Source organism: Azospirillum isscasi (genome assembly GCF_030849505.1).
GTDB classification, from domain to species: domain Bacteria; phylum Pseudomonadota; class Alphaproteobacteria; order Azospirillales; family Azospirillaceae; genus Azospirillum; species Azospirillum isscasi.
This window is the reverse complement of sequence record NZ_JAUJFI010000013.1, coordinates 26249-47288: the sequence shown is the minus strand read 5'-3', so window position 1 is coordinate 47288 and position 21040 is coordinate 26249. Positions and strand designations below refer to the sequence as shown.

Genomic DNA, 21040 nt, shown 5'->3' with positions numbered 1-21040 from the left:
CCCCAATTCCACGCCATCCTCCTGTTTTCCCGGCATCCGGCGGCGAGGGGGAAGGGGCATGGTGGCGGGCAAGGCGATGGGTTTGGCGGCGGGGGCCGCGCTTCTGGTTTCCGCACCCGCCGGAGCGGTGCCGTTCGACCGGGTGTTCGTCTTCGGCGACAGCCTGTCCGACACGGGCCGCGTCTACGGGCTGACGCAAGGCGCCATTCCGCAGAGCCCGCCCTATTACGACGGGCGTTTCTCCAACGGCCCCGTGTGGGTGGAGCGGCTGGCCCCGCTGATCGGCAGCCAGCCCGACCAGAAGACCAACTTCGCCTATGGCGGGGCGGAGACCGGCACCCTGTCGCAGACCGGCGTTCCCGGCGTGCAGGGGCAGGTGGGCCAGTTCCTGCTCAGCCGGCCCGGCGGGACCGGCGGCGGGCTGTTCGCGGTCTGGGCGGGCGGCAACGACTACTTCAACCGCGTCTCCGCCGGGTCGGACCCCACGGGGCTCATCGGCCAGACGGTCGGCAACATCGTCTCGGCGGTGGAGCGGCTGGCGGCGCTCGGCGGGAAGACCTTCCTGGTGCCGAACCTGCCGGATCTCGGCACGATTCCCGACACCCGCAACTCCGACCGCGCCGCCCTGCTGAACACGGTCACCGCCTTCCACAACACGCTGCTGGCCCAGGCCATGGCCGACGTGGAGAAGCGGTTGGGAGTCACCGTGGTGGTGGCGGACGTGAACGCGCTGTACCACGCGGTGGCGGCCAACCCGGCGGCCTATGGCTTCGCCAACACCGTCACCCCCTGCCTGTCGGGCAACACGCCGACCGGCGCCTGCGCGACCGAGGCGCAGGCCGACCAGACCGTCTACTGGGACGAGATCCACCCGACCCGCGCCGCCCACCTGCTGATCGCCCAATACATGCAGGGTGCGCTGCTGGCGCTGAACGACGCGGCGGAGACGGTGGCGATGCAGCCGGAACTGGCCTTCGAGGCGGCGCGGAGCTGGCACCGCGCGCTGCTCGGCTCCATCGCCGGCCCCGCCGCAACGCGGGTGGAGGCGCCGCTCGGCTCCGGGGAGCTGACCGCATTCCTGATCGGCGACGCCTCGTGGGGCCGTCTGGGCGGCACGCCGGAGCGGCAGGGATTCCGGTTCAACGCCCAGTCGGGCGGCGTCGGCGCGGAACTGCCGGTCGGGCCGGCCTCCCGCGTCGGGCTGTCGGTCGGCGGGTCGCGCGGCCACGCCAAGCTGGACGAGGGGGCGGGGACGCTGGACATGACCAGCACCACCATCGGCCTGCACGCGGTGACGGAGGCGCGGGGCTTCCTCCTGGCCGTCGCGGGCAGCGTCTCCTTCGACCGTTACGGCGACATCGACCGGGCGACCGGCTTCGCCCCGTTTCCCAACGCTTCGGCGGAGACGGACGGGCGGACCTACGCCCTGTCGGTCGCCGGAGGCTACACGGCGCAGCTCGGCCCGGTGGCGCTGGGACCGCGGCTGGGCTTGCGCTACATCCACACGCGCATCGACGGCTATCAGGAGAACGGCGCCGGCCTGCTGTCGCTGGGCGTCGAGCGGCAGAGCGCCGAATCGCTGGAGAGCAGCGTCGGCGCCGAAGCCTCCACCATTGTGGAACTCGGGCGGACGGTGCTTCAGCCCAGCCTGGGAATCGCCTGGGAGCACCAGTTCGCCGAGGACGCGCGCACCGTCACCGTCCGCCTGCCCGGCGGGGCCGCCAACAGCGTCAGCCCCGGCGGCGATGCCCGCAATTCCCTGGTGATCGGCGCCGGGCTGTCCGCCCGGCTCTGGCAGGCGGTCAGCGCCGCCGTCGGCTACCGCGGCGAACTGTCGGGGGCGGATGGCCACAACCACGCCTTCACCGCCCGCCTGCGGATGCGGTTCTGACGGAGCGTCCGCACCGCTCATCCCGCTGGAAGTCCGGCTGAATTTTCCTGCTGGCGTTGCGGCGCGGCAAGAGGAACAATCGGAACCGGTGCGGAGCCAGACCGGCTCGCCCGTCCGAACAAAAACAACGGGAGGAACTTCGTGACCTACAAGCACATCCTCGTGCACCTCGATTCCGGTCCGCAGGTGGAAACGCGGCTCGACGCGGCCATCGCGCTGGCGAAGAACAACGGCGCGTTCCTGCGCGGCCTGTTCGCGCAGCCGGACCGCAGCGCCACCAGCATCATCGCCCGCCGCTCCAGCGACCATCTGGAGCAGGCCGCCGCCCGCAGCGAGGAGCTGTTCCGCGACAAGCTCCAGGCGTCGGGCCTGCAAGGCCAATGGCACGGGCTGACCCACGGCGAACACAACCACGTCATCCGCGAGACCATCATCTGGTCGCGCTTCGCCGACCTGACCGTGCTGGGCCAGTTCGACCGCAGCGCCGGAGACGGCGTGGCGCCGGAGGAGCTGAACGAGCAGGTGGTGCTGAATTCGGGGCGTCCGGTGCTGGTGCTGCCCTTTGCCGGCAGCGTTCCGACGATCGGCAAGCGCGTCGCCGTCGCCTGGAACGCCGAGCGGGAGGCCGCCCGCGCCCTGGCCGACGCCATGCCCTTCCTCCAGGCGGCCAGCGAGGTGACGGTCATCACCGTGCTGACCCAGGCCGCCGCGTCCGGCGGCGCGGAGCCGCAGCGCATCGGGCTGCTGGATCATCTGGCGCTGCACGGCGTGAAGGCGGAGCAGACGCACTTCACCGTCTCGGACATCGGCGCCATGGACGCCCTCCTGGCCCGCAGCGCGGACTCCGGGGCCGACCTGCTGGTGATGGGCGCGCACGGCCATTATGGATTCCCCTTCCTGCACCGGGGCGGCGGAACGCGCCATGTCCTGCGCACCTGCCCGGTGCCGCTTCTGCTGTCCCACTGACGGCCGGATCAAGGAACCGGGCGGCGGGCTTTCCTCCGCGGCGCCGGGCGGCCATGTAGAGGCTGTCCCGGCACCGCCTGGAGAGCGCGCATGTCCTGGCTCCGCATGTTTCTGATCGCCTGTCCCGTCCTGGTCCTGGCGGCGCTTCTCGCCGCCTGGGCGGCGACGGGGTTCGACCTGTTCGGCCTCAGCCTGCCGGGCCTGCTCGCCCTGGTCGGCGGGGCCGTTCTGACCAGCGCCGTCGCGATCGGGCTGATGGCTCTGGTCTTCCTCAGCAACCGCAGCGGCCATGACGAGGAGGCCGGGCGCCCCGGCCCGCCGGACGGGCCGGACCGGCTCTGAAGCCCCCTTCCTCCGTCTGCCCCATTCTTCCGTCTGCCCCATTCTTCCGTCTGATGTCCGCAAGGTCAGCGGAACGCCTGCGATTCCCCGCCGTTGCTGAAACGACGAATGAGCCCCGGCTCGTGCGGCCGGACGGGCCGTGCCTGCGAAGGGGCGGGAAGGAGGGGAGCGCCGCGATGCCCGAACATGCGACGGACGAACACCGCATCCGCCATCGTGCCTACGAAATCTGGGAGCGGGAGGGGCGCCCCGAAGGCCGCCGCGCCGAGCATTGGGAGCGCGCCTGCCGCGAACTCCGGGAGGAGGACGAGCGGGCGAGGGACGAAGCCCCCGACGAGCGCCGCGGCCTTGCCCCCGCCTCGGCGGATTCCGGCGCCGGCATTTGATCCCGCCACGCCCCTTGCCTCCGAGGAGACGCCATGCCGCCCCGCCGCGATCCCGCTTCCTTCATGTGGTCGGAAGCCGTCGAACTGCTGGACCGCGCCGAGCGGCTGCACCGCCAGTTCTTCCGCCCGGCCCCGCCCGGCCCCCGCCGCGCCTGCTGGACGCCGCCCATCGACGTCTACGAGACGGAGGACGCCGTGACCATGGTGGTGGCCCTGCCCGGCGTCGCTGCCGAGCAGCTTCACGTCGCCGTCGAGGACGGCGTTCTGGTGGTCGCGGGGGAGCGGACCTTGCCGCTGGGCTGCGACGGGATCATCCACCGGCTTGAGATTCCCCATGGCCGCTTCGAACGGCGGATCGAGTTGCCCGCCGGGGCCTTCCGCATGGGACGGCGCGAGCTGTCGGCGGGATGCCTCGTGCTGACGCTCGACAAGATGGGATGAAGGACAGTCGAATGACGGACGAGCACGCCGCCGAAGCCACGCCGAATCCCCGGACGCCGCCCGCCTCCGGGCTGCCGGAGGATGTGATCCCGGTCATCCCCGTGCGGAACCTCGTGCAGTTCCCGGGGGTGGTGCTGCCGGTCACGGTGGGGCGGGCGCGCTCCGTCGCCGCCGCGCAGGAGGCGGCGCGTACCGAACGCCCGGTCGGCATCCTGCTCCAGCGCGACGAGGCGGTGGAGGAGCCGACCGGCGCCGACATGCACCGCGTCGGCACGACCGCCAGCATCCTGCGTTACGTCACGACTCCCGACGGCTCCCACCATCTGGTGTGCCAGGGCCAGCAGCGTTTCCGCATCCTCGAATGGGTGCCGGGCCATCCCTTCATGGCCGCCCGGGTCGAGATGGTGGAGGAAAGCGACGCCGCCACGCCGGAGGTCATGGCCCGCTTCCTGAACCTGCGCAACGAGGCGGCGGAGGCGCTGCAACTGCTGCCCCAGGCCCCGCCGGAGCTTCTCGCCGCCGTGCAGGCCATCGAAAGCCCGGGCGAACTGGCCGACCTGACCGCCAGCTACATGGACCTGAAGCCCGCCGAGAAGCAGGAGGTGCTGGAGACCGTCGAATTGCCGGAGCGGCTGGACAAGGTGGGCGGCCTGCTGGCCCGGCGCATCGAGGTGCTGCGCCTGTCCCGCGACCTCCGCGAGCGCACCCGCGAGGCGATGGACGAGCGGCAGCGGGAATATCTCCTGCGCGAACAGCTCCGCGCCATCCAGAAGGAGCTGGGGGAGGCCGACGAGGGCCGTCAGGCCGAGATCGGGGAGCTTCAGGACGCCGTCGCCAAGGCCGGCATGCCGCCCGACGTGCGGGAGCACGCCGAGAAGGAGCTGCGCCGGCTGGAGCGCATGCCGGAAGCGGCGGCGGAATATTCGATGGTCCGCAGCTATCTGGACTGGCTGATCGAGATGCCGTGGGACCGCCGCTCGGAATCCCGCATCGACATCGCCGAGGCGCGCCGCATCCTGGACGAGGACCATTACGGTCTGGAGAAGGTCAAGCGCCGCATCCTGGAATTCCTGGCGGTGCGCAAGCTGAACCCGGAGGGGCGCAGCCCGATCCTCTGCTTCGTCGGGCCGCCGGGGGTGGGCAAGACCTCGCTCGGCCAGAGCATCGCGCGGGCGACCGGGCGGGCCTTCGCCCGCGTCTCGCTGGGCGGCGTCCATGACGAGAGCGAGATCCGCGGCCACCGCCGCACCTATGTCGGGGCGCTGCCCGGCACCATCGTGCAGGCCATCCGCAAGGCCGGGACGCGCGACTGCGTGCTGATGCTGGACGAGATGGACAAGCTGGGGCAGGGCTTCCACGGCGATCCCTCCGCCGCCCTGCTGGAGGTGCTGGACCCGGAGCAGAACGCCACCTTCCGCGACCATTACCTGGGCGTGCCCTTCGACCTGTCGAAGGTGATGTTCATCGCCACGGCCAACGTGCTGGACACCATCCCCGGCCCGCTGCGCGACCGCATGGAGGTGATCGAGCTGTCCGGCTACACCGAGGACGAGAAGCTGGAAATCGCCAAACGCTACCTTTTGGCCCGCCAGCGTGCCGCCAACGGGCTGAAGCCGGACCAGCTCGACCTTCCCGACGACACGCTGCGGGCGATCATCCGCGATTACACGCGGGAGGCCGGGAACCGCAATCTGGAACGGCTGATCGGCGCGGTCGGGCGCCACGCCGCGGTGCGCATCGCCGAGGGCGAGGTGGAGCGGCTGCGGGTGGAGCCGGCGGATCTGACGGCGATCCTCGGCCCGCCGCGATTCGAGAACGACGTGGCGATGCGCACCAGCGTGCCCGGCGTGGCGACCGGCCTCGCCTGGACCCCGGCCGGCGGCGACATCCTGTTCATCGAGGCCAGCCGCTTCCCCGGCTCGGGCCGGCTGATCCTGACCGGCCAGTTGGGCGAGGTGATGAAGGAGAGCGCGCAGGCGGCGCTGAGCCTCGTCAAGTCGCGGGTGAAGGATCTCGGCCTCGACCCGGAGGGGCTGGACCGTTTCGACATCCACATCCACGTCCCGGCGGGCGCCATCCCGAAGGACGGGCCGTCCGCCGGGGTGGCGATCTTCACCGCGCTGGTCTCGCTTCTGTCCGGGCGCTGCATCCGCTCCGACACGGCGATGACCGGGGAAATCAGCCTGCGCGGGCTGGTCCTGCCGGTCGGCGGCATCCGGGAAAAGGTGGTCGCGGCCCAGCGCGCCGGCCTGAAGACGGTCATGCTGCCCGCCCGCAACCGCAAGGACTTCGACGACATCCCCGCCGCGGTGCGCGAACGGCTGAGCTTCGTCTGGCTGGAGCGGGTGGACGACGCCGTCCGCGCCGCGCTGGTGTCGGAAGCCGCCCCGGCGGAGGCGGAGCGCAAGGCCGGGTAGCGTCTCCGCCGGGGCCGGGACCCTTGCGCACCGGGGGTGCGGTGCGCCACATGAAAGGCGCGCCCGCTTGGAGCGCGCACAGGAGACGATCATGACGCCCGAGGAACGCACCCTCCTTTCCGACCTGTTCACGCATCTGCGCGAGGTGGAGACCCAGCCCCGCGACCCGGAGGCGGAACGCTTCATCCAGCAGACGATCCAGGGCCAGCCCGCCGCCCCCTACTACATGGCGCAGGCGGTCCTGGTGCAGCAGCAGGCGCTGACCGCCGCCCAGCAGCGCATCGAGGAGCTGGAACGGCAGGTGAAGGAGGCGCAGGCCCGCGCCCAGCAGACCCAGCCGCCGCCTTCCGGCGGGGGCGGCAGTTTCCTGTCCAACGCGCTGGGGCTGGGGCGCAGCCCGTGGGGCGGTGGTGGAGGCAGCCGTCCGGCGGAGCCGCGGCCCGCTCCGGCGCCTCAGGCTTCCCAGGGACCGGCCTACAACCCGATGCAGCCGCCCGCCGGTCCGTCCCGCAGCCCGTGGGGGGCCGCTCCGCAAGCCGGACTCGGCCAGCCGCCCGGCTATGGCCAGCCTGGCTATGGTCAGCCCGGCTATCCGCCGCAGCCCGGATTCGGACCGCAAGCCTACGCGCCGCGCGGCGGTGGGTTCCTGAGCGGGGCGGCCCAGACCGCGGCGGGCGTGGCCGGCGGCATGCTGGCCGCCAGCGCCATTTCGTCCATGCTCAGCCATTCGCCGGGGCCGTTCGGCGACGCCGCCTCCGCCGCGGGGCAGACGGCCAGCCACGGCGACACGACCATCAACAACTACTACGGCGACTCCGCGGACCAGGGCGGGACCCAGGGACTCCCGCCGGACGGCAACAACCTCCAGACCGTCGATTACCAGACCGACGATTCGTCCTTCGATGACGGCGGCGACGGCGGCGGGGACGACAGCTGGATCTGACCGCATCCCGTCCCCGCGGGAAATGGCGCGCCGGGCCGTCGGGCAGGCCCGGTGCGCCTTCACGTCGTCATCACAGTTAATATAAATTAAACAGTTGGGTCCCTACCGTGCGTTGGGTAAGGAAGGCCGCACCCCCCGCTCCCCCACGCAGAACCGAGGCCCATGACGACGCTCGTCCAGCCCCAGCCGACCGAAGACGCCGCGCCCAAGGACGGCGAGCGCAAGGACAGGGCGTCCGCCACCCAGATGTATCATGAGGTGGCGCGCATCATCGAACGGATGCACCGCCGGTTCCTCGACGTTCTGCGAATCGAGCTGGCCCGCATCGGCATCGACGACATCAGCCCGGTGCAGGTCATGATGCTGCTGAACATCTCCAACGGGGAAATCAGCGTGCGCGACCTGATCGAGCGCGGCTACTACCTCGGCTCCAACGCCTCCTACAACCTGAAGCAGCTGGTGGACAGCGGCTATGTGGACCGCTCCGCCTCGCCGCGGGACAAGCGGGCCGCCCGGCTGAAGCTGTCGCCCAGGGGGCTGGAGCTGTGCGAGCGGCTGCGCCACATGGCGTCGGTCCATTCCGAGGGGCTGATCCGCACCGACGGCGACAGCCAGGATTTCGAGGTGACCTACCGCACGCTGCGCCGGCTGGAGCGCAAGTGGACGGACGTCATCCGCTCCGACGAAACGGAAATCCTGTAACGCGCATTGACCTCCCTCAGTGTGCGCCGCGGTATGCCGTGCCACGGTGGCGCCGCTGAGCCGTGAGGGAGATGTGGGATGAAGTTCGCCGTCGGCACCCAGGATTACCGCAGCATCGCCACCCACGGCGGCCGCACCCGCCGCTTCCTGGTCTTCGAGGCCGAGGCGGGCGGCGACCCCGTCGAGGTGAAGCGGATCGAGCTGGCCGAGGACGAGGTGCTCCACCTCGCCGGCGATGGCCGCCCGCATCCCATCGACGAGGTGCGGGTCGTCATCACGGGCACCTCCGGCCAGGGCTTCGTCAATCACATGAAGCGCCGCGGCATCGAGCCGGTGACCACGCTGGAGACCGACCCGGTGCAGGCGATCCGCGATTACTTCGCAGGCACGGTCAAAACCGCGGCCCCGCCCGAATACCCGCACGAACACCACGACCACGGCCCGGACGAGGCCCCGCACGAGTGCCACGAAGCCCCGGCCTGATGGCTTGTTTCCGTCCGCCGTCAGACCGGAAACGACACGCTGGCCGTCGTGCCGGCGGCGTCGCTTTCGGTGTTCAGCGTGTCGCCCAGCTGGGAGGCCAGCGCCTCGGCCAGCATCAGCCCGTCCTCCGCCGTCGTGTCGAAGCCGGCGGGCAGGGCGCGCCCGTTGTCCTCCACGATCAGCCGGGCGCGCCCGTTGTTCTCCTGGGTCACCGACACGCGGATCCAGCCCTGCTCCGGATAGGCGTGGTGCAGGCTGTTGGTGATCAGCTCCGCGGTGATCAGGCCCAGCGGCATGGCCTCGTACAGGCCGATCTGGATGGGATCGCTCTTCACCTCGATGGGCACGTTGGCGAGCCCGCCGGGCGTGCCGTGCTTCACCGCGTCCGCCAGCGCCTCGATGTAGCGGCCCAGGTTCACATGGGTGCCGGTGCCCGATTCATGGAGCTGCCGGTAGAGGATCGCCAGCGCCTCGATGCGGACGAGCGTCTGCTCGTAGGCGGCGCGGGCGTCCGGATCGCGGATGCGCCCGGTTTGCAGCTTCAGCAGGCTGATGACGAGCTGCAGGCTGTTCTTGGCCCGGTGCTGAAGCTCGCGCAGTTCGGCCTCCAGCTCGCGGATGCGCGCCGCGATTGGGTCCTCCGGCGCCCCCGGACCGGTGGCGGGGCGATCAGCAGGCAGGCAGACCGGCTGGAACCGGAGGGGATTGAGCATCACGCGATTCTCGGTTGAGGCTGGGTAATGTTTTACTTAGGTACAGAACAATTTATGCGCTTGAACCCACTCCCGAATTGGTTCTGAGGAAGTACCCCGCTGCGCCTATCCACTTCGTTCGTTCACGTTCGGATGGATGGGCAGGGCTTATGAGCCCCCAGACCAGAAGGGCGGAGAAGGGGCGGGGCGCGGGCAGGAGGGGCAAGCCGGAAAAAGCGTTTCCCCGATCGTCCCGCCGTGGTTGAGTGGCGCCCATGCGTTTGAGAACCTTGATGATTCCCTTCTGCGCCCTGCTGGCCGTGGCCGGCGGCTGCGCCGCGGTGGCCGGAAACGACGGACCATCCGCATCCTCCGTTCCGGTTGCCCTCGACCCGGACCGCCCGGCTCTTGCCGAAGCCGGCGCCCTGCGATTCCGCGGCGCGCTCCACCTGCCCGACGGCGCCGGCGTTGGGGGGCTGTCGGGCCTGTGGATCAGCGACTCGGGCGACCGCTTCGTCGCCGTTGCCGACAACGGCAAGAGTGTGACGGGGCGGCTGTCCTACGACGCGCAAGGCCGTCTCGCCGGGGCCGGGAGCTACGCCGTCCACCCGCTGGTCATCGACAAGGACCCGGCCTACCGCGGGCGGCGCAACGATTCGGAGGATCTCGCCCGCCTGCCGGACGGCGGCTGGCTGGTGCCCTTCGAGCGCAACCACCGCATCCTGCGCTACGGCGGCGCGGGCCGTCCGGAGGGCGCGCCGCAGCGGCTTCCGGCTCCTCCAGGGTTGGAGAGGGCTCCATCGAACGGTGGGATCGAGGCGTTGGCGGCTCTGCCGGACGGGCGCATCCTGGCCATCGAGGAAGGGGACGACGACGGCGCGCGGGAACGCCACGCCTGGATCGCCCCCGCCGACCTGAAGGAGCGTGGCGACTGGCAGCCGCTGACCTACCGGGCGGCGCCGCGTTTCCGCCCCACGGCGGCGGCGGCCCTGCCGGACGGCGGCGTGCTGGTGTTGGAGCGGCGGGTGTCGCTGCTGGGCGGCTGGGCGGCGCGCCTCGTCCATGTGCCGGCGGAGTCGCTGCGCGGCGGCGCCACGATGGACGGGATCGAACTGGCGCGGCTGGAGCCGCCGCTGTTGATCGACAATTTCGAAGGAATGGCGGTGCGGCCCGGCCCGGACGGCGACACGCTGGTCTACATCGTCTCCGACGACAACCGCAGCCCGCTTCAGCGGACCTATCTGGCGATGTTCGCCCTTCCGGCCGGTGCCCTGAAACCCGCCGTCGCGGGGCGCTGACCGGAAAGCGCGCCCCGCGGCGGGCTGTGCCGGTCAGAAGTTGGCGTAGGGGCCGCCCTGGCCGGGCATGTCCGTCCCGCCGGGGCTCCCGACGTTGCCCATCGGCTCGCGGTGGTGATGGACGCGGGCGATGCTGGGGGCGAGATCCTGAAGCTCGATGAAGTTGTCGGCCTGACGGCGCAGCTCGTCCGCGACCATCGGCGGCTGGGACCGCACGGTGCTGATGACGCTGACCCGCACGCCCTTGCGCTGCACCGCCTCCACCAGCCGGCGGAAGTCGCCGTCGCCGGAGAACAGCAGGATGTGGTCCACCCGCTCGGCCATCTCCATCACGTCGATGGCCAGCTCTATGTCCATGTTGCCCTTGATCTTGCGGCGGCCCGAGGCGTCCGTGAACTCCTTGGTCGGCTTGGTCACCATCGTGTAGCCGTTGTAGTCCAGCCAGTCGACCAGCGGGCGGATCGGCGAATATTCCTGATCCTCGACAAGCGCGGTGTAATAGAAGGCGCGCACCAGCCGCCCTTCGGAGGCGAAGCCGTCGCGAAGACGCTTATAGTCGATGTCGAAACCCAAAGATCGGGCAGCCGCGTACAAATTGGCGCCGTCGATGAACATCGCCAGCCGTTCTTCCTTATAAAACAGCTTCGTAACATCTTTCGGCAAAGTCGTATTCCGATCCAACTCCGTAATCCTTCCACGATGGATTGAATTATATGTCAGGCATACGCGAAATTGCGATTCACCAGATAAGTAAAGTAGGGGCTCGACTACGCGCGAGCAAGGGGGAGCGCTGGCAGGGGGCCGCCGCGGGCGGGGTACGGCGGGCGGATCCGGACCCGGCTCGAAGCGCTTGCGCAGGCGCGAACGCATCAATATATTCGGTTGCCTTCGCAGATCCCGGAGTTGGTTTGGTATGGCCCGCGTTACCGTCGAAGATTGCGTCCTCAAGGTTCCGAACCGGTTTGAACTGGTCATGATGGCGGCCCAGCGCGCGCGAGAGATCGCGTCCGGCGCTCCGCTGTCGATCGAGCGCGACAACGACAAGAATCCGGTCGTTGCCCTGCGCGAGATCGCCGACGAGACGGTGCTGCTGGAGCATCTCAAGAACGCCCTGATCAAGGGCCACCAGAAGCATGTCGAACCGGACGAGCCGGAAGAGGAGATCGTCGAGCTGATGGCCGGCGAACACGACTGGGCCGCCCGCGGCGACACGTCGCTGGAGGACGAGGACGGGATGAGCGAAGCGGAAGAGGTCGGCGAAGGCGACGATCTCCTGTCCGACATGGATGGCGACCCGGCTGGGGCCTTCGGCGCGACGGAGGATGACCTGGGCCGCGATGCGGACGGGGATCTCTGACGCTGGCCGTCAGTGACCGGGTGCGGGGGCCGGTAGGCCCCCTTTTCGTCTACAAACCAACTGGGCGCACGCTGCGCCGGGTCGGGTGGCATGATCCGGCAATATGAGCTTGTCGAACGCGTCAAGGCGTACGACCCCTCGGCGGACGAGGAGTTGCTCAACCGCGCCTACGTCTTCTCGATGAAGGCGCACGGCTCGCAGACCCGCGCCTCGGGCGACCCCTACTTCCTCCACCCGTTGGAGGTCGCCGGCATCCTGACCCAGCTCAAGCTGGACGCCGGGACCATCGCGACGGCCTTGCTGCACGACACGGTCGAAGACACGGTCGCCACGCTGGAGGACATCGAAAAGCACTTCGGCAAGGAGATCGCCCGTCTGGTCGACGGCGTCACCAAGCTGTCGCGCCTGGAGCTGCACAGCGAACAGGCCAAGCAGGCCGAGAATTTCCGCAAGCTGGTGCTGGCCATGTCGGAGGACATCCGCGTCCTCCTGGTCAAGCTGGCCGACCGGCTGCACAACATGCGCACGCTGTTCCACCTGAAGAACCCGGACAAGCGCAAGCGCATCGCCCGCGAAACCATCGAGATCTACGCGCCGCTGGCCGAGCGCATCGGCATGCATCAGGTCAAGGACGAACTGGAGGATCTCTCCTTCGCGGAGCTGAACCCCGACGCCCGCGACAGCATCCTGGCCCAGCTTTCCCGCCTGCGCTCCGAAGGGGAGAACCGCGTCCAGCGGATCATCCAGGAACTGCGCGGCACGCTGGCGGAGGAGGGGCTGCCCAACGCCGGGGTCACCGGGCGCGAGAAGACCGCCTATTCGATCTGGCGCAAGCTGCAGCGCAAGAACGTCAGCTTCGAGCAGCTGTCCGACATCATGGCCTTCCGGATCATGGTCGACACGGTGCCGGAATGCTATCAGGCGCTGGGCGTCATCCACGCCCACTACCCGGTCGTTCCGGGGCGCTTCAAGGACTACATCTCCACGCCCAAGCCCAACGGCTACCGCTCGCTGCACACCGGCGTGATCGGCCCGGAGCGCAACCGGATCGAGGTGCAGATCCGCACCAGCGACATGCACGAGATCTGCGAACTCGGCGTCGCCGCCCACTGGGCCTACAAGCAGGGCGAACAGCGCACCCAGCAGGGGCGCGAGTACCGCTGGCTGCGCGAACTGCTGGACATCCTGGAGCACGCCCAGAAGCCCGAGGAGTTCCTGGAGCACACCAAGCTGGAGCTGTTCCAGGACCAGGTGTTCTGCTTCACGCCCAAGGGCGACCTGATCGCGCTGCCGCGCGGGGCGACTCCGGTGGACTTCGCCTACGCCGTCCATTCGGAGGTCGGCGACCACTGCGTCGGCGCCAAGATCAACGGGCGGATGCTGCCGCTGCGCACGCAGCTCCAGAACGGCGATCAGGTCGACATCATCACGTCCAAGGCGCAGTCCCCGGTTCCGGGCTGGGAGCGCTTCGTCGTCACCGGCAAGGCGCGGGCGCGCATCCGCAAGTTCCTGCGCACGCAGCAGCGCACCCAGTACATCGAGCTGGGCCGCGCGATCCTGCAGCGCCAGTTCAAGTCGGAAGGCTACGAGTTTTCGGAAAAGGCGCTGGAAGGCGTCGTCAAGATCTTCCAGCAGCCGAGCGCCGACGACCTGCTGGCCAGCGTCGGGTCCGGCCTGCATTCGGGCCGCGAGGTCTTCCACGCCGTCTTCCCCGGCCACAAGCCGCAGGTGGCGACGCCGAAGGAAGGCGACGACAAGAACGCCATCACGCTTCCGAAGCCCAAGCCGAAGGCGAAGGGCAACAACGCGCCGCTGCCGATCCGCGGCCTGATCCCCGGCATGGCGGTGCACTACGCCCGCTGCTGCCACCCGCTGCCGGGCGACCGCATCGTCGGCATCGTGACGACCGGCAAGGGCGTCACCATCCACACCATCGACTGCGAGACGCTGGAAAGCTTCCACGAGTCGCCGGAGCGCTGGATCGACGTCGCCTGGGACATCGGGCCGGACAGCCCGGAGGAGCATGTCGGGCGCATCTCGCTGGTGGTCAACAACGAGCCGGGGTCGCTCGGCACGCTGTCCACGGTGATCGGCAAGAACGGCGGCAACATCACGAATCTGAAGATCACCAGCCGCAACACCGACTTCTTCGAGCTGCTGATCGACATCGACGTGAAGGACGCCAAGCACCTGACCAACATCATGGCGGCCCTGCGCGCGACCCCCGCCATCAACGCGGTGGAGCGCGCCCGCGGGCGGTGAGGGCACCCGCGCGTCCGCGCCCACCATCAGCGAGGGAAGCATGTCCTCCACCCCGACCATCTTCAGCCGCCTGATCGCCGGAGAGCTGCCCTGTGCCGTGGTGCATGAGGATGAGCAGACCTTCGCCTTCATGGACGCCGGGCAGGTCAATCCCGGCCATGTGCTGGTCGCGCTGAAGCGCCCGGCCCCGACGATCCTCGACGTGACGGAGGACGAGGCCGCGGCGCTGTTCCGCACCGTCCACAAGGTCGCCCGCGCGGTCCAGGCGGCCTTTTCGCCGGAGGGGATCACGCTGCTCCAGGCCAACAAGCCCGCGGGCTGGCAGACCGTGCCGCACATCCACATCCATGTGGTGCCGCGCTATGAGAATGACGGCGCGGATCTGGTCTGGCCGCGCCACGACCCGTCCATCGAGGAGTTGAAGGCGCTCGCCGCGCGGATCGCCGTCGAATGACGGCGTGACGCGACGCCGCACCGCCGCTATATAGCAGGGAGAACCGGTGCCCGCCGGATGCATGATGCGGGGCCGGCGCGACACCGGAGTTTCCAGCCTATGCCCCGTCCTTTGCGCCTCGGCGTGAACATCGACCATGTGGCGACCGTCCGCAACGCGCGGGGCGGGCGTCACCCCGATCCCGTGCGCGCGGCGAAGCTCGCCGCCGAGGCCGGGGCCGACGGCATCACCGCCCATCTGCGCGAAGACCGCCGCCACATCGTCGATTCCGACATCGACCGGCTGATGGCGGATATCCGGCTGCCGCTGAACCTGGAAATGGCGGCGACGGACGAGATGCTGGCCATCGCGCTGCGCCACAAGCCGCACGCCTGCTGCCTCGTCCCGGAAAAGCGGACGGAGGTCACCACCGAAGGCGGGCTGGACGTTGCCGGGCAGATGGAGAACCTGAAACGCTATGTCGGCGACCTCGGCGCCGCGGGCATCCGGGTTTCCCTGTTCATCGATCCGGAACCGGCGCAGCTCGACGCGGCGAAGGCGCTGGGCGCCCCGGTGGTCGAACTGCACACCGGCGCCTATTGCGACGCGCCCGCCGGGACGGAGCGCGCGGCGGAGCTGGAGCGGATCGTCCGCGCGGCGGCCCATGCGGAGGCCATCGGCCTGGAATGCCACGCCGGCCACGGGCTGAACTACGAGACGGTCGGGGCGGTCGCGGCCATCCCGACCATCGTTGAGCTGAACATCGGCCATTTCCTGGTCGGCGAGGCGATCTTCGTCGGGCTGGGCAACACGCTCCAGCGCATGCGCGCCGTCATGAAGGACGCCCGGGCCGCGGCGGGGAGCGCCTCATGATCCTCGGCATCGGCAACGACCTGATCGACATCCGCCGGATCGAGCAGTCGCTGGACCGCTTCGGGGACCGCTTCATCGCCCGCGTCTTCACCGACGTGGAGCGCGCCAAGTCGGAGCGCCGCGCCGGGGCCGCCGGACGGCACAGCGCGCGGGCCGCCACCTACGCCAAGCGCTTCGCCGCCAAGGAGGCTTGCTCCAAGGCGCTGGGCACCGGCTTCCGCGACGGCGTGTTCTGGCGCGACATGGGGGTGGTGAACCTGCCCTCCGGCCAGCCGACCATGCGCCTGACCGGCGGGGCGCTGGACCGGCTGAAGGCGATCACGCCCGCGGGCATGCAGGCGCGCATCCACGTCACGCTGACCGACGAGTATCCGATGGCCGAGGCCTTCGTCATCATCAGCGCCGAACCGGCCGATACCTCCGTCTGCACCCCCATCACCACCTCCACGGCGTCCCCCGCATGACCATGAACAAAGAGACCGCCTTGACCGGCAAAACCAAAGAGACAGGCGGCTTTGCCGAGACGGTGAAGACGGTCTTCTACGCGGTCATCATCGCCTTCGGCGTGCGGACCTTCGCGTTCGAACCGTTCAACATCCCGTCAGGGTCGATGATCCCGACGCTGCTGATCGGCGACTACCTGTTCGTGTCCAAATTCTCCTACGGATACAGCAAATACACGGTCGGCTTCGGCCTGCCGCTGTTCGAGGGCCGCCTCCTGGGCCACGCGCCGGAGCGCGGCGACGTCGCCGTGTTCAAGCTGCCGCGCGACAACAAGACCGACTACATCAAGCGCGTGATCGGCCTGCCGGGCGACACCGTGCAGGTCACCGGCGGCGTGCTGCACATCAACGGCCAGCCGGTGAAGCGCGAGAGGATCGAGGACTACGTGTCCCGCGACGCGCTGGGCCGCGAGGTGCGCATCGCGCAGTACATCGAAACGCTGCCGGGCGGGCGCAGCCACCGCATCATCGAGGAGACGGACAACGGTCCGCTCGACAACACCCCGGCCTTCAAGGTGCCGGCGAACCACCTGTTCATGATGGGCGACAACCGCGACAACTCGCTGGACAGCCGCGTCCCGTCGCAGGTGGGGTACGTCCCGATGGAGAACCTGGTCGGGCGCGCCGAATTCCTGTTCTTCTCGCTGGAGGACGGGACGCGCTTCTTCGAGGTGTGGCGCTGGCCGGTGGACCTGCGGTTCAGCCGCCTGTTCAACGCCGTGAAGTGAGCCCCATAGAGCATTGGGGCACGGAGACCGATTATTGTGAGCCCTGAAGAACGGGGGACCCCCATGGCGTCCGCTTCGGACGTGAGCGCCGATTCCGCCGATCTCGCGGAGCTGGCCGACGCGCTCGGCCACCGCTTCGCCGACCCGCAACGGCTGGCCGACGCGGTCACTCACCCCAGCCTGATGGGGCTGGAGCGCAACGCCCGCGGCGGACGGCCCGAACAGGGGCCGGGGCTGGCCTACGAGCGGCTGGAGTTCCTGGGCGACCGGGTGCTCGGCCTCGTCGTCGCGGAATGGCTGCTGGAGCGCTTCCCCAACGAACGCGAGGGCGCGCTCGCCAAGCGGCACGTGTCGTTGGTTCGCCGCGAGGCGCTGGGCCGCGTCGCCGACACGCTCAGGCTGGGGCGGTACCTGCGCCTGTCCCCGTCGGAGGCGCAGGGCGGCGGGCGCAGCAACCGCACCATCCTGGCCGACGCCTGCGAGGCGGTGATCGGGGCGCTCTATCTGGACGGCGGCATGGACAAGGCGCGGGCCTTCATCCGTTCCGCCTGGGCCGGGCAGATCGACCGGGCGGAGCCGCCGCCGCTGGATTCCAAGACGGCGTTGCAGGAATGGGCGCAGGGCAACGGGCGGCCCCTTCCCACCTACGAACTGATCGAACAGAGCGGCCCGGCGCACGAGCCGGTGTTCCGCATCGCGGTCCGGCTGAAGGGCATGGAACCGGTGACCGCCACCGGCCCGTCCAAGCGGGTCGCCGAACGCAAAGCGGCCAGCACATTGCTGCGCCAATTGGGAGTGCAGGTCGATGACTGACGGCCGCGACAAGTTTGAAGACGACGATTTCGACGATAAGGACGACGGCGTGGAAGACGGCCTGGAAGAGGACGGCGCGGAGGAGGGCAGCTATGTGCCCGAGAACCCGCGCTGCGGTTTCGTCGCCCTGGTCGGCGCGCCGAACGCCGGGAAGTCCACCCTGCTGAACGCCATGGTCGGCTCCAAGGTGTCGATCGTCAGCTCCAAGGTGCAGACCACCCGCACGCGCGTGCTGGGCATCACCATCGCCGGCGACAGCCAGATCATCTTCGTGGACACCCCCGGCATCTTCAAGCCCAAGCGCCGGCTGGACCGCGCCATGGTGGCGGCGGCCTGGCAGGGGGCGGAGGACGCCGATCTGGTCGGCCTGCTGTACGACGTGTCGCGCCGCGGCATCGACGATGACACGCGCGGCATCATCGCCCGCCTGAAGGAGCAGGGGCGCAAGGCGATCCTGATCCTGAACAAGATCGACCTCGTGCCGCGGGAAAAGCTGCTGGGCCTCGCCGACAGCTTCAACCAGGAAGGCATCTTCACCGACATCTTCATGCTGTCCGCCTCGACCGGCGACGGGGTGGAGCATCTGCGCGGTTTCCTGGCCGCCCGCATGCCGGAAGGCCCCTGGCACTATCCGGAGGACCAGATCTCCGACATGCCGATGCGCCTCCTGGCGGCGGAGATCACCCGCGAGAAGCTGTTCCAGCAGCTTCACCAGGAGCTTCCCTACGCCGCGACGGTCGAGACCGAGCAGTGGGAGGAGTTCGAGAACGGGTCGGTCAAAATCTCCCAGGTCGTGTATGTCCAGCGCGACAGCCAGAAGGCCATCGTGCTCGGCAAGCAGGGCAGCCGCATCAAGGCGCTGGGGCAGGCCGCCCGCACCGAGCTGGAGGAGATGCTGGAGCAGCGCGTCCACCTGATGCTGTTCGTCAAGGTGCGCGAGGACTGGGAGAACGACCCCGAGCGCTACGAAGCCTGGAACCTCGACTTCGGCGCGTCCTAAAGCACCGGTCAGGGTATAGGCGTGGGCAATTGCTCTCCCATATAGAGGGGCGATCGTCCACTCCACAGACCGGCTGACCGTGCGCGTGCCTCTTTTCAACGACCTGTACGATGCCGGTTCGCGCCTGTTGGGGCGGGCCGGCGATCTCGTTTCCGGCGGCATCCTGGAACAGGATGTCCGGCTGGGTGTCACCGGGCTGCGGCGGTCCGGCAAGACCGTCTTCGTCACCTCGCTGGTGGACAACCTGCTGAAGGCCGGGCGGCTTCCCTTCCTCGACGTCGTGTCGTCCGGGCGCTTCCAGGCGTCGCGCCTGCGCCCCCAGCCCGACGCCCAGGTCCCCCGTTTCGAGGTGGAGCAGCGGCTGGCCGAGCTGACCGGCCCGGCGCCCCATTGGCCGACCGAGACGCGGGGCATCAGCCAGCTCCGCCTGTCCATGCGCTACCGCCCGAACGCGGTGCTGAAGCGCACGGTGCAGCCGGTGGCGACGCTGAATCTGGACATCGTGGACTATCCCGGCGAATGGCTGCTCGACCTGCCGCTGCTGCATCTGTCCTTCGCGGAATGGAGCGCGCTGACGCTGGAACTGGCCGGGCGGGCGCCGCGCGACGAGCTGTCCGTGTCCTGGCGCGGCTGGCTCGCCACCATCGACCCGGTGGCCCCGGCGGAGGAGGAGCAGGCACGGCGCGGGGCGGACCTTTACACGAAGTATCTGCACGCCTGCCGCCGCTCCGACAATCTGCTGAGCCTGATCCAGCCGGGCCGCTTCGTCGAGCCGGGCGACATGGCGAACGCGCCGCTGCTGACCTTCTGCCCGCTGCCGGGGGAGCGGCCCCGCGTGCGCGGCAGCCTGTGGGCGCTGATGGAGGAGCGGTACGAGGCGTACAAGTCCAACGTCGTCCGCCGCTTCTTTGCCGACCATTTCGCCAAGCTGGACCGGCAGATCGTCCTGATCGACGTGCTGGGGGCGCTGAACTCCGGCCCGGCGGGCATGGCGGACATGAAGCGCGCCCTGGAGCTGAGCCTGGAGCCCTTCCGTCACGGCGCCAGCAGTTGGCTGGACTGGCTGCTGGGTCGGAAGATCGACCGCGTGCTGTTCGCCGCGACCAAGGCCGACCATGTGGCCTCGCACCAGCACAACAGCCTGCGGCACCTGCTGGACCGCCTGGTCTCCGACGCCCGCGCCGGCATCCGGTTCGAAGGGGCGCAGGTGGAGACCATGGCCATCGCCGCCCTGAAATCCACCGAAACGGTGGTGACCGAGCATGAGGGGCGGCAACTGCGCTGCGTGCGCGGCGTGCCTCTCGGGCGCGACCGTCCGACCATGCTGTTCCCCGGCGAAATTCCTGAGGATGCGGACTTTCCGCCGGGGCGGGAGCGGCCTTACAACTTCATGGCGTTCCAGCCGCCCGCCGACCTCGCCCGCGAATCGCGTGGCCTGCCGCACATCCGGCTGGATCAGGCGATGCAGTTCCTGCTGGGGGATTATCTGGAATGAGCGAGCGCACCCGCGACCGCCGGTGGGTCCCGCCGATGGAACTGGACCCGGACCGTGGCGCCGTCGTCCCCGCGGCGGAGGAGGAGGCGATCATCGCCGGCACCGCCGCCGAGCGCCTGCCCGCCCTGCTGGTGGAGGACCGTCCGAAAAGCCGCCTCGGCCGCTGGCTTGCCGGATCGGTCGCCGCTCTGGTGCTGATTGCGCTGGGTTTCGACACCTGGGATCTGTTCACCCGCGCCTTCGCCACCAGCGCCGCGCTGGGCGTTCTGGTCGCCGCCGCGGTGACGGTGGCGGGCGGCGCGGCGCTCGCGATGCTGCTGCGCGAGCTGAACGCGCTGCGCCGCCTGCGCAAAATCGAGGAGCTGCGCGGCGAGGCCGGGCGCCTGTCCGCGGAGATCGTGACGGAAGCCGGGGAGCCGGGCCACGCCGAGCGCTTCGCCGGATCGCTGACCCGCCTCTATGAAGGGCGCGCCGATCTGGCGCCCGCGCTGGAGCGGGTGCGCGACCATGTGACCGACGCCCATGGCGACGCGGAAATCCTGCGGCTGCTCGACCGCGAGGTGATGGGGCCGCTGGACCGCCGCGCCTACCAGACCGTCCTGCGCGCCTCGCGCGACACGGCGGTGGCGACGGCGCTCAGCCCGGCGGCTGTCGTGGACCTCGCCGTCGTGCTGTGGCGGAACCTGAAGCTGGTGCGGGAGATCGCGGCACTCTACGGCGCCCGGCCCGGCTATGTGGGGTCGCTGCGGCTGCTGCGGCGGATGCTCGCCAACCTCGCCGTGGCCGGGGTGGCGGAAAGCGCCCACCATGTCGCGGTGGAGGCGCTGGGCGGGTCCATCGCCGCGGCGATTTCCACCCGCATGGGGCAGGGGGTCATCAACGGGCTGCTGACCGCGCGGGTCGGGCTGACCGCCATGCATCTGTGCCGCCCCATCGCCTTCGGGCCGGACAACCGCCCCAGCATGGGCCAGATCCGCAAGGAACTGCTGTCCCTGCCGAAACAGGTTCTGTAGCC

The 21040-nt window shown here is 69.7% G+C and carries 22 protein-coding genes; 20 read left to right on the top strand and 2 right to left on the bottom strand.

The annotated features are described in order from the left end of the window. The first annotated feature begins 58 nt into the window (after window positions 1-58). The 9 genes from QSG27_RS05005 (at window position 59) to QSG27_RS04965 (ending at window position 8571) form a co-directional block, all read left to right on the top strand. The gene (locus QSG27_RS05005) at window positions 59-1891 is read left to right on the top strand and encodes an autotransporter domain-containing protein (protein ID WP_306704036.1); all 1833 of its coding nucleotides are present in this window, start codon (window positions 59-61) and stop codon (window positions 1889-1891) included. 141 nt (window positions 1892-2032) lie between these two features. Continuing rightward, the gene (locus tag QSG27_RS05000) at window positions 2033-2857 is read left to right on the top strand and encodes a universal stress protein (RefSeq protein WP_306704035.1); all 825 of its coding nucleotides are present in this window, start codon (window positions 2033-2035) and stop codon (window positions 2855-2857) included. 90 nt (window positions 2858-2947) lie between these two features. After that, window positions 2948-3199 (top strand): hypothetical protein, encoded by a 252-nt coding sequence (locus tag QSG27_RS04995; protein ID WP_306704034.1) that lies wholly within the window; start codon window positions 2948-2950, stop codon window positions 3197-3199. Window positions 3200-3375: 176 nt separating this feature from the next. Further along, on the top strand, window positions 3376-3585 hold the full coding sequence (locus QSG27_RS04990; RefSeq protein WP_306704033.1) for a DUF2934 domain-containing protein: 210 nt from the start codon (window positions 3376-3378) through the stop codon (window positions 3583-3585). A 33-nt stretch (window positions 3586-3618) separates the two neighbouring features. After that, window positions 3619-4026, top strand: coding sequence for an Hsp20/alpha crystallin family protein (locus QSG27_RS04985; RefSeq protein WP_306704032.1), 408 nt, complete (start codon window positions 3619-3621; stop codon window positions 4024-4026). An 11-nt stretch (window positions 4027-4037) separates the two neighbouring features. Beyond that, window positions 4038-6443 (top strand): endopeptidase La, encoded by a 2406-nt coding sequence (lon, locus tag QSG27_RS04980; protein ID WP_306704031.1) that lies wholly within the window; start codon window positions 4038-4040, stop codon window positions 6441-6443. Window positions 6444-6534: 91 nt separating this feature from the next. Continuing rightward, window positions 6535-7386, top strand: coding sequence for a DUF2076 domain-containing protein (locus QSG27_RS04975; protein WP_306704030.1), 852 nt, complete (start codon window positions 6535-6537; stop codon window positions 7384-7386). Between the two features lie 162 nt (window positions 7387-7548). After that, the gene (locus QSG27_RS04970; RefSeq protein WP_306704029.1) at window positions 7549-8088 is read left to right on the top strand and encodes a MarR family transcriptional regulator; all 540 of its coding nucleotides are present in this window, start codon (window positions 7549-7551) and stop codon (window positions 8086-8088) included. A gap of 78 nt (window positions 8089-8166) precedes the next feature. Then, complete coding sequence (locus tag QSG27_RS04965) at window positions 8167-8571, top strand: NifB/NifX family molybdenum-iron cluster-binding protein (protein ID WP_306704028.1); 405 nt, start codon at window positions 8167-8169, stop codon at window positions 8569-8571. A gap of 20 nt (window positions 8572-8591) precedes the next feature. Here QSG27_RS04965 and QSG27_RS04960 read toward each other — a convergent pair whose 3' ends face one another. After that, the gene (locus QSG27_RS04960; protein ID WP_306704027.1) at window positions 8592-9284 is read right to left on the bottom strand and encodes a sensor histidine kinase; all 693 of its coding nucleotides are present in this window, start codon (window positions 9282-9284) and stop codon (window positions 8592-8594) included. A 254-nt stretch (window positions 9285-9538) separates the two neighbouring features. On the opposite strand from QSG27_RS04960, the gene QSG27_RS04955 reads away from it, so the two are divergent. Next, window positions 9539-10561: an esterase-like activity of phytase family protein gene (locus QSG27_RS04955; RefSeq protein WP_306704026.1), complete on the top strand. Its 1023-nt coding sequence runs from the start codon at window positions 9539-9541 to the stop codon at window positions 10559-10561. A 33-nt stretch (window positions 10562-10594) separates the two neighbouring features. On the opposite strand, the gene QSG27_RS04950 is transcribed toward QSG27_RS04955, so the two are convergent. Next, window positions 10595-11176 carry a LabA-like NYN domain-containing protein gene (locus QSG27_RS04950; RefSeq protein ID WP_306704025.1) on the bottom strand — a complete coding sequence of 194 codons (582 nt, stop codon included), beginning with the start codon at window positions 11174-11176 and terminating at the stop codon, window positions 10595-10597. Between the two features lie 298 nt (window positions 11177-11474). On the opposite strand from QSG27_RS04950, the gene rpoZ reads away from it, so the two are divergent. The 10 genes from rpoZ (at window position 11475) to QSG27_RS04900 (ending at window position 21038) form a co-directional block, all read left to right on the top strand. Then, a complete protein-coding gene (gene rpoZ, locus QSG27_RS04945) occupies window positions 11475-11918 on the top strand; it encodes a DNA-directed RNA polymerase subunit omega (RefSeq protein WP_306704024.1) in 444 nt (147 codons plus the stop codon). A 90-nt stretch (window positions 11919-12008) separates the two neighbouring features. Next, entirely contained in the window at window positions 12009-14180 is a 2172-nt protein-coding gene (locus QSG27_RS04940) for a RelA/SpoT family protein (RefSeq protein ID WP_306704023.1), read from the top strand. A gap of 40 nt (window positions 14181-14220) precedes the next feature. Further along, entirely contained in the window at window positions 14221-14634 is a 414-nt protein-coding gene (locus tag QSG27_RS04935) for an HIT family protein (protein ID WP_306704022.1), read from the top strand. 99 nt (window positions 14635-14733) lie between these two features. Next, window positions 14734-15486: a pyridoxine 5'-phosphate synthase gene (locus QSG27_RS04930; protein WP_306704021.1), complete on the top strand. Its 753-nt coding sequence runs from the start codon at window positions 14734-14736 to the stop codon at window positions 15484-15486. Next, window positions 15483-15950 (top strand): holo-ACP synthase, encoded by a 468-nt coding sequence (gene acpS / locus QSG27_RS04925; RefSeq protein WP_306704020.1) that lies wholly within the window; start codon window positions 15483-15485, stop codon window positions 15948-15950. The genes QSG27_RS04930 and acpS overlap by 4 nt, the downstream gene beginning before the upstream one ends. Continuing rightward, complete coding sequence (lepB, locus tag QSG27_RS04920; protein WP_306704019.1) at window positions 15947-16717, top strand: signal peptidase I; 771 nt, start codon at window positions 15947-15949, stop codon at window positions 16715-16717. The genes acpS and lepB overlap by 4 nt, the downstream gene beginning before the upstream one ends. 63 nt (window positions 16718-16780) lie before the next feature. Next, entirely contained in the window at window positions 16781-17530 is a 750-nt protein-coding gene (gene rnc / locus QSG27_RS04915) for a ribonuclease III (protein ID WP_306704018.1), read from the top strand. Further along, entirely contained in the window at window positions 17523-18530 is a 1008-nt protein-coding gene (era, locus tag QSG27_RS04910; RefSeq protein ID WP_306704017.1) for a GTPase Era, read from the top strand. The genes rnc and era overlap by 8 nt, the downstream gene beginning before the upstream one ends. A 79-nt stretch (window positions 18531-18609) precedes the next feature. After that, window positions 18610-20025, top strand: coding sequence for a YcjX family GTP-binding protein (locus QSG27_RS04905; RefSeq protein ID WP_306704016.1), 1416 nt, complete (start codon window positions 18610-18612; stop codon window positions 20023-20025). Then, window positions 20022-21038, top strand: coding sequence for a YcjF family protein (locus tag QSG27_RS04900; protein WP_306704015.1), 1017 nt, complete (start codon window positions 20022-20024; stop codon window positions 21036-21038). Before QSG27_RS04905 ends, QSG27_RS04900 begins: the two co-directional genes overlap by 4 nt. The last annotated feature ends 2 nt before the right edge of the window (window positions 21039-21040 follow it).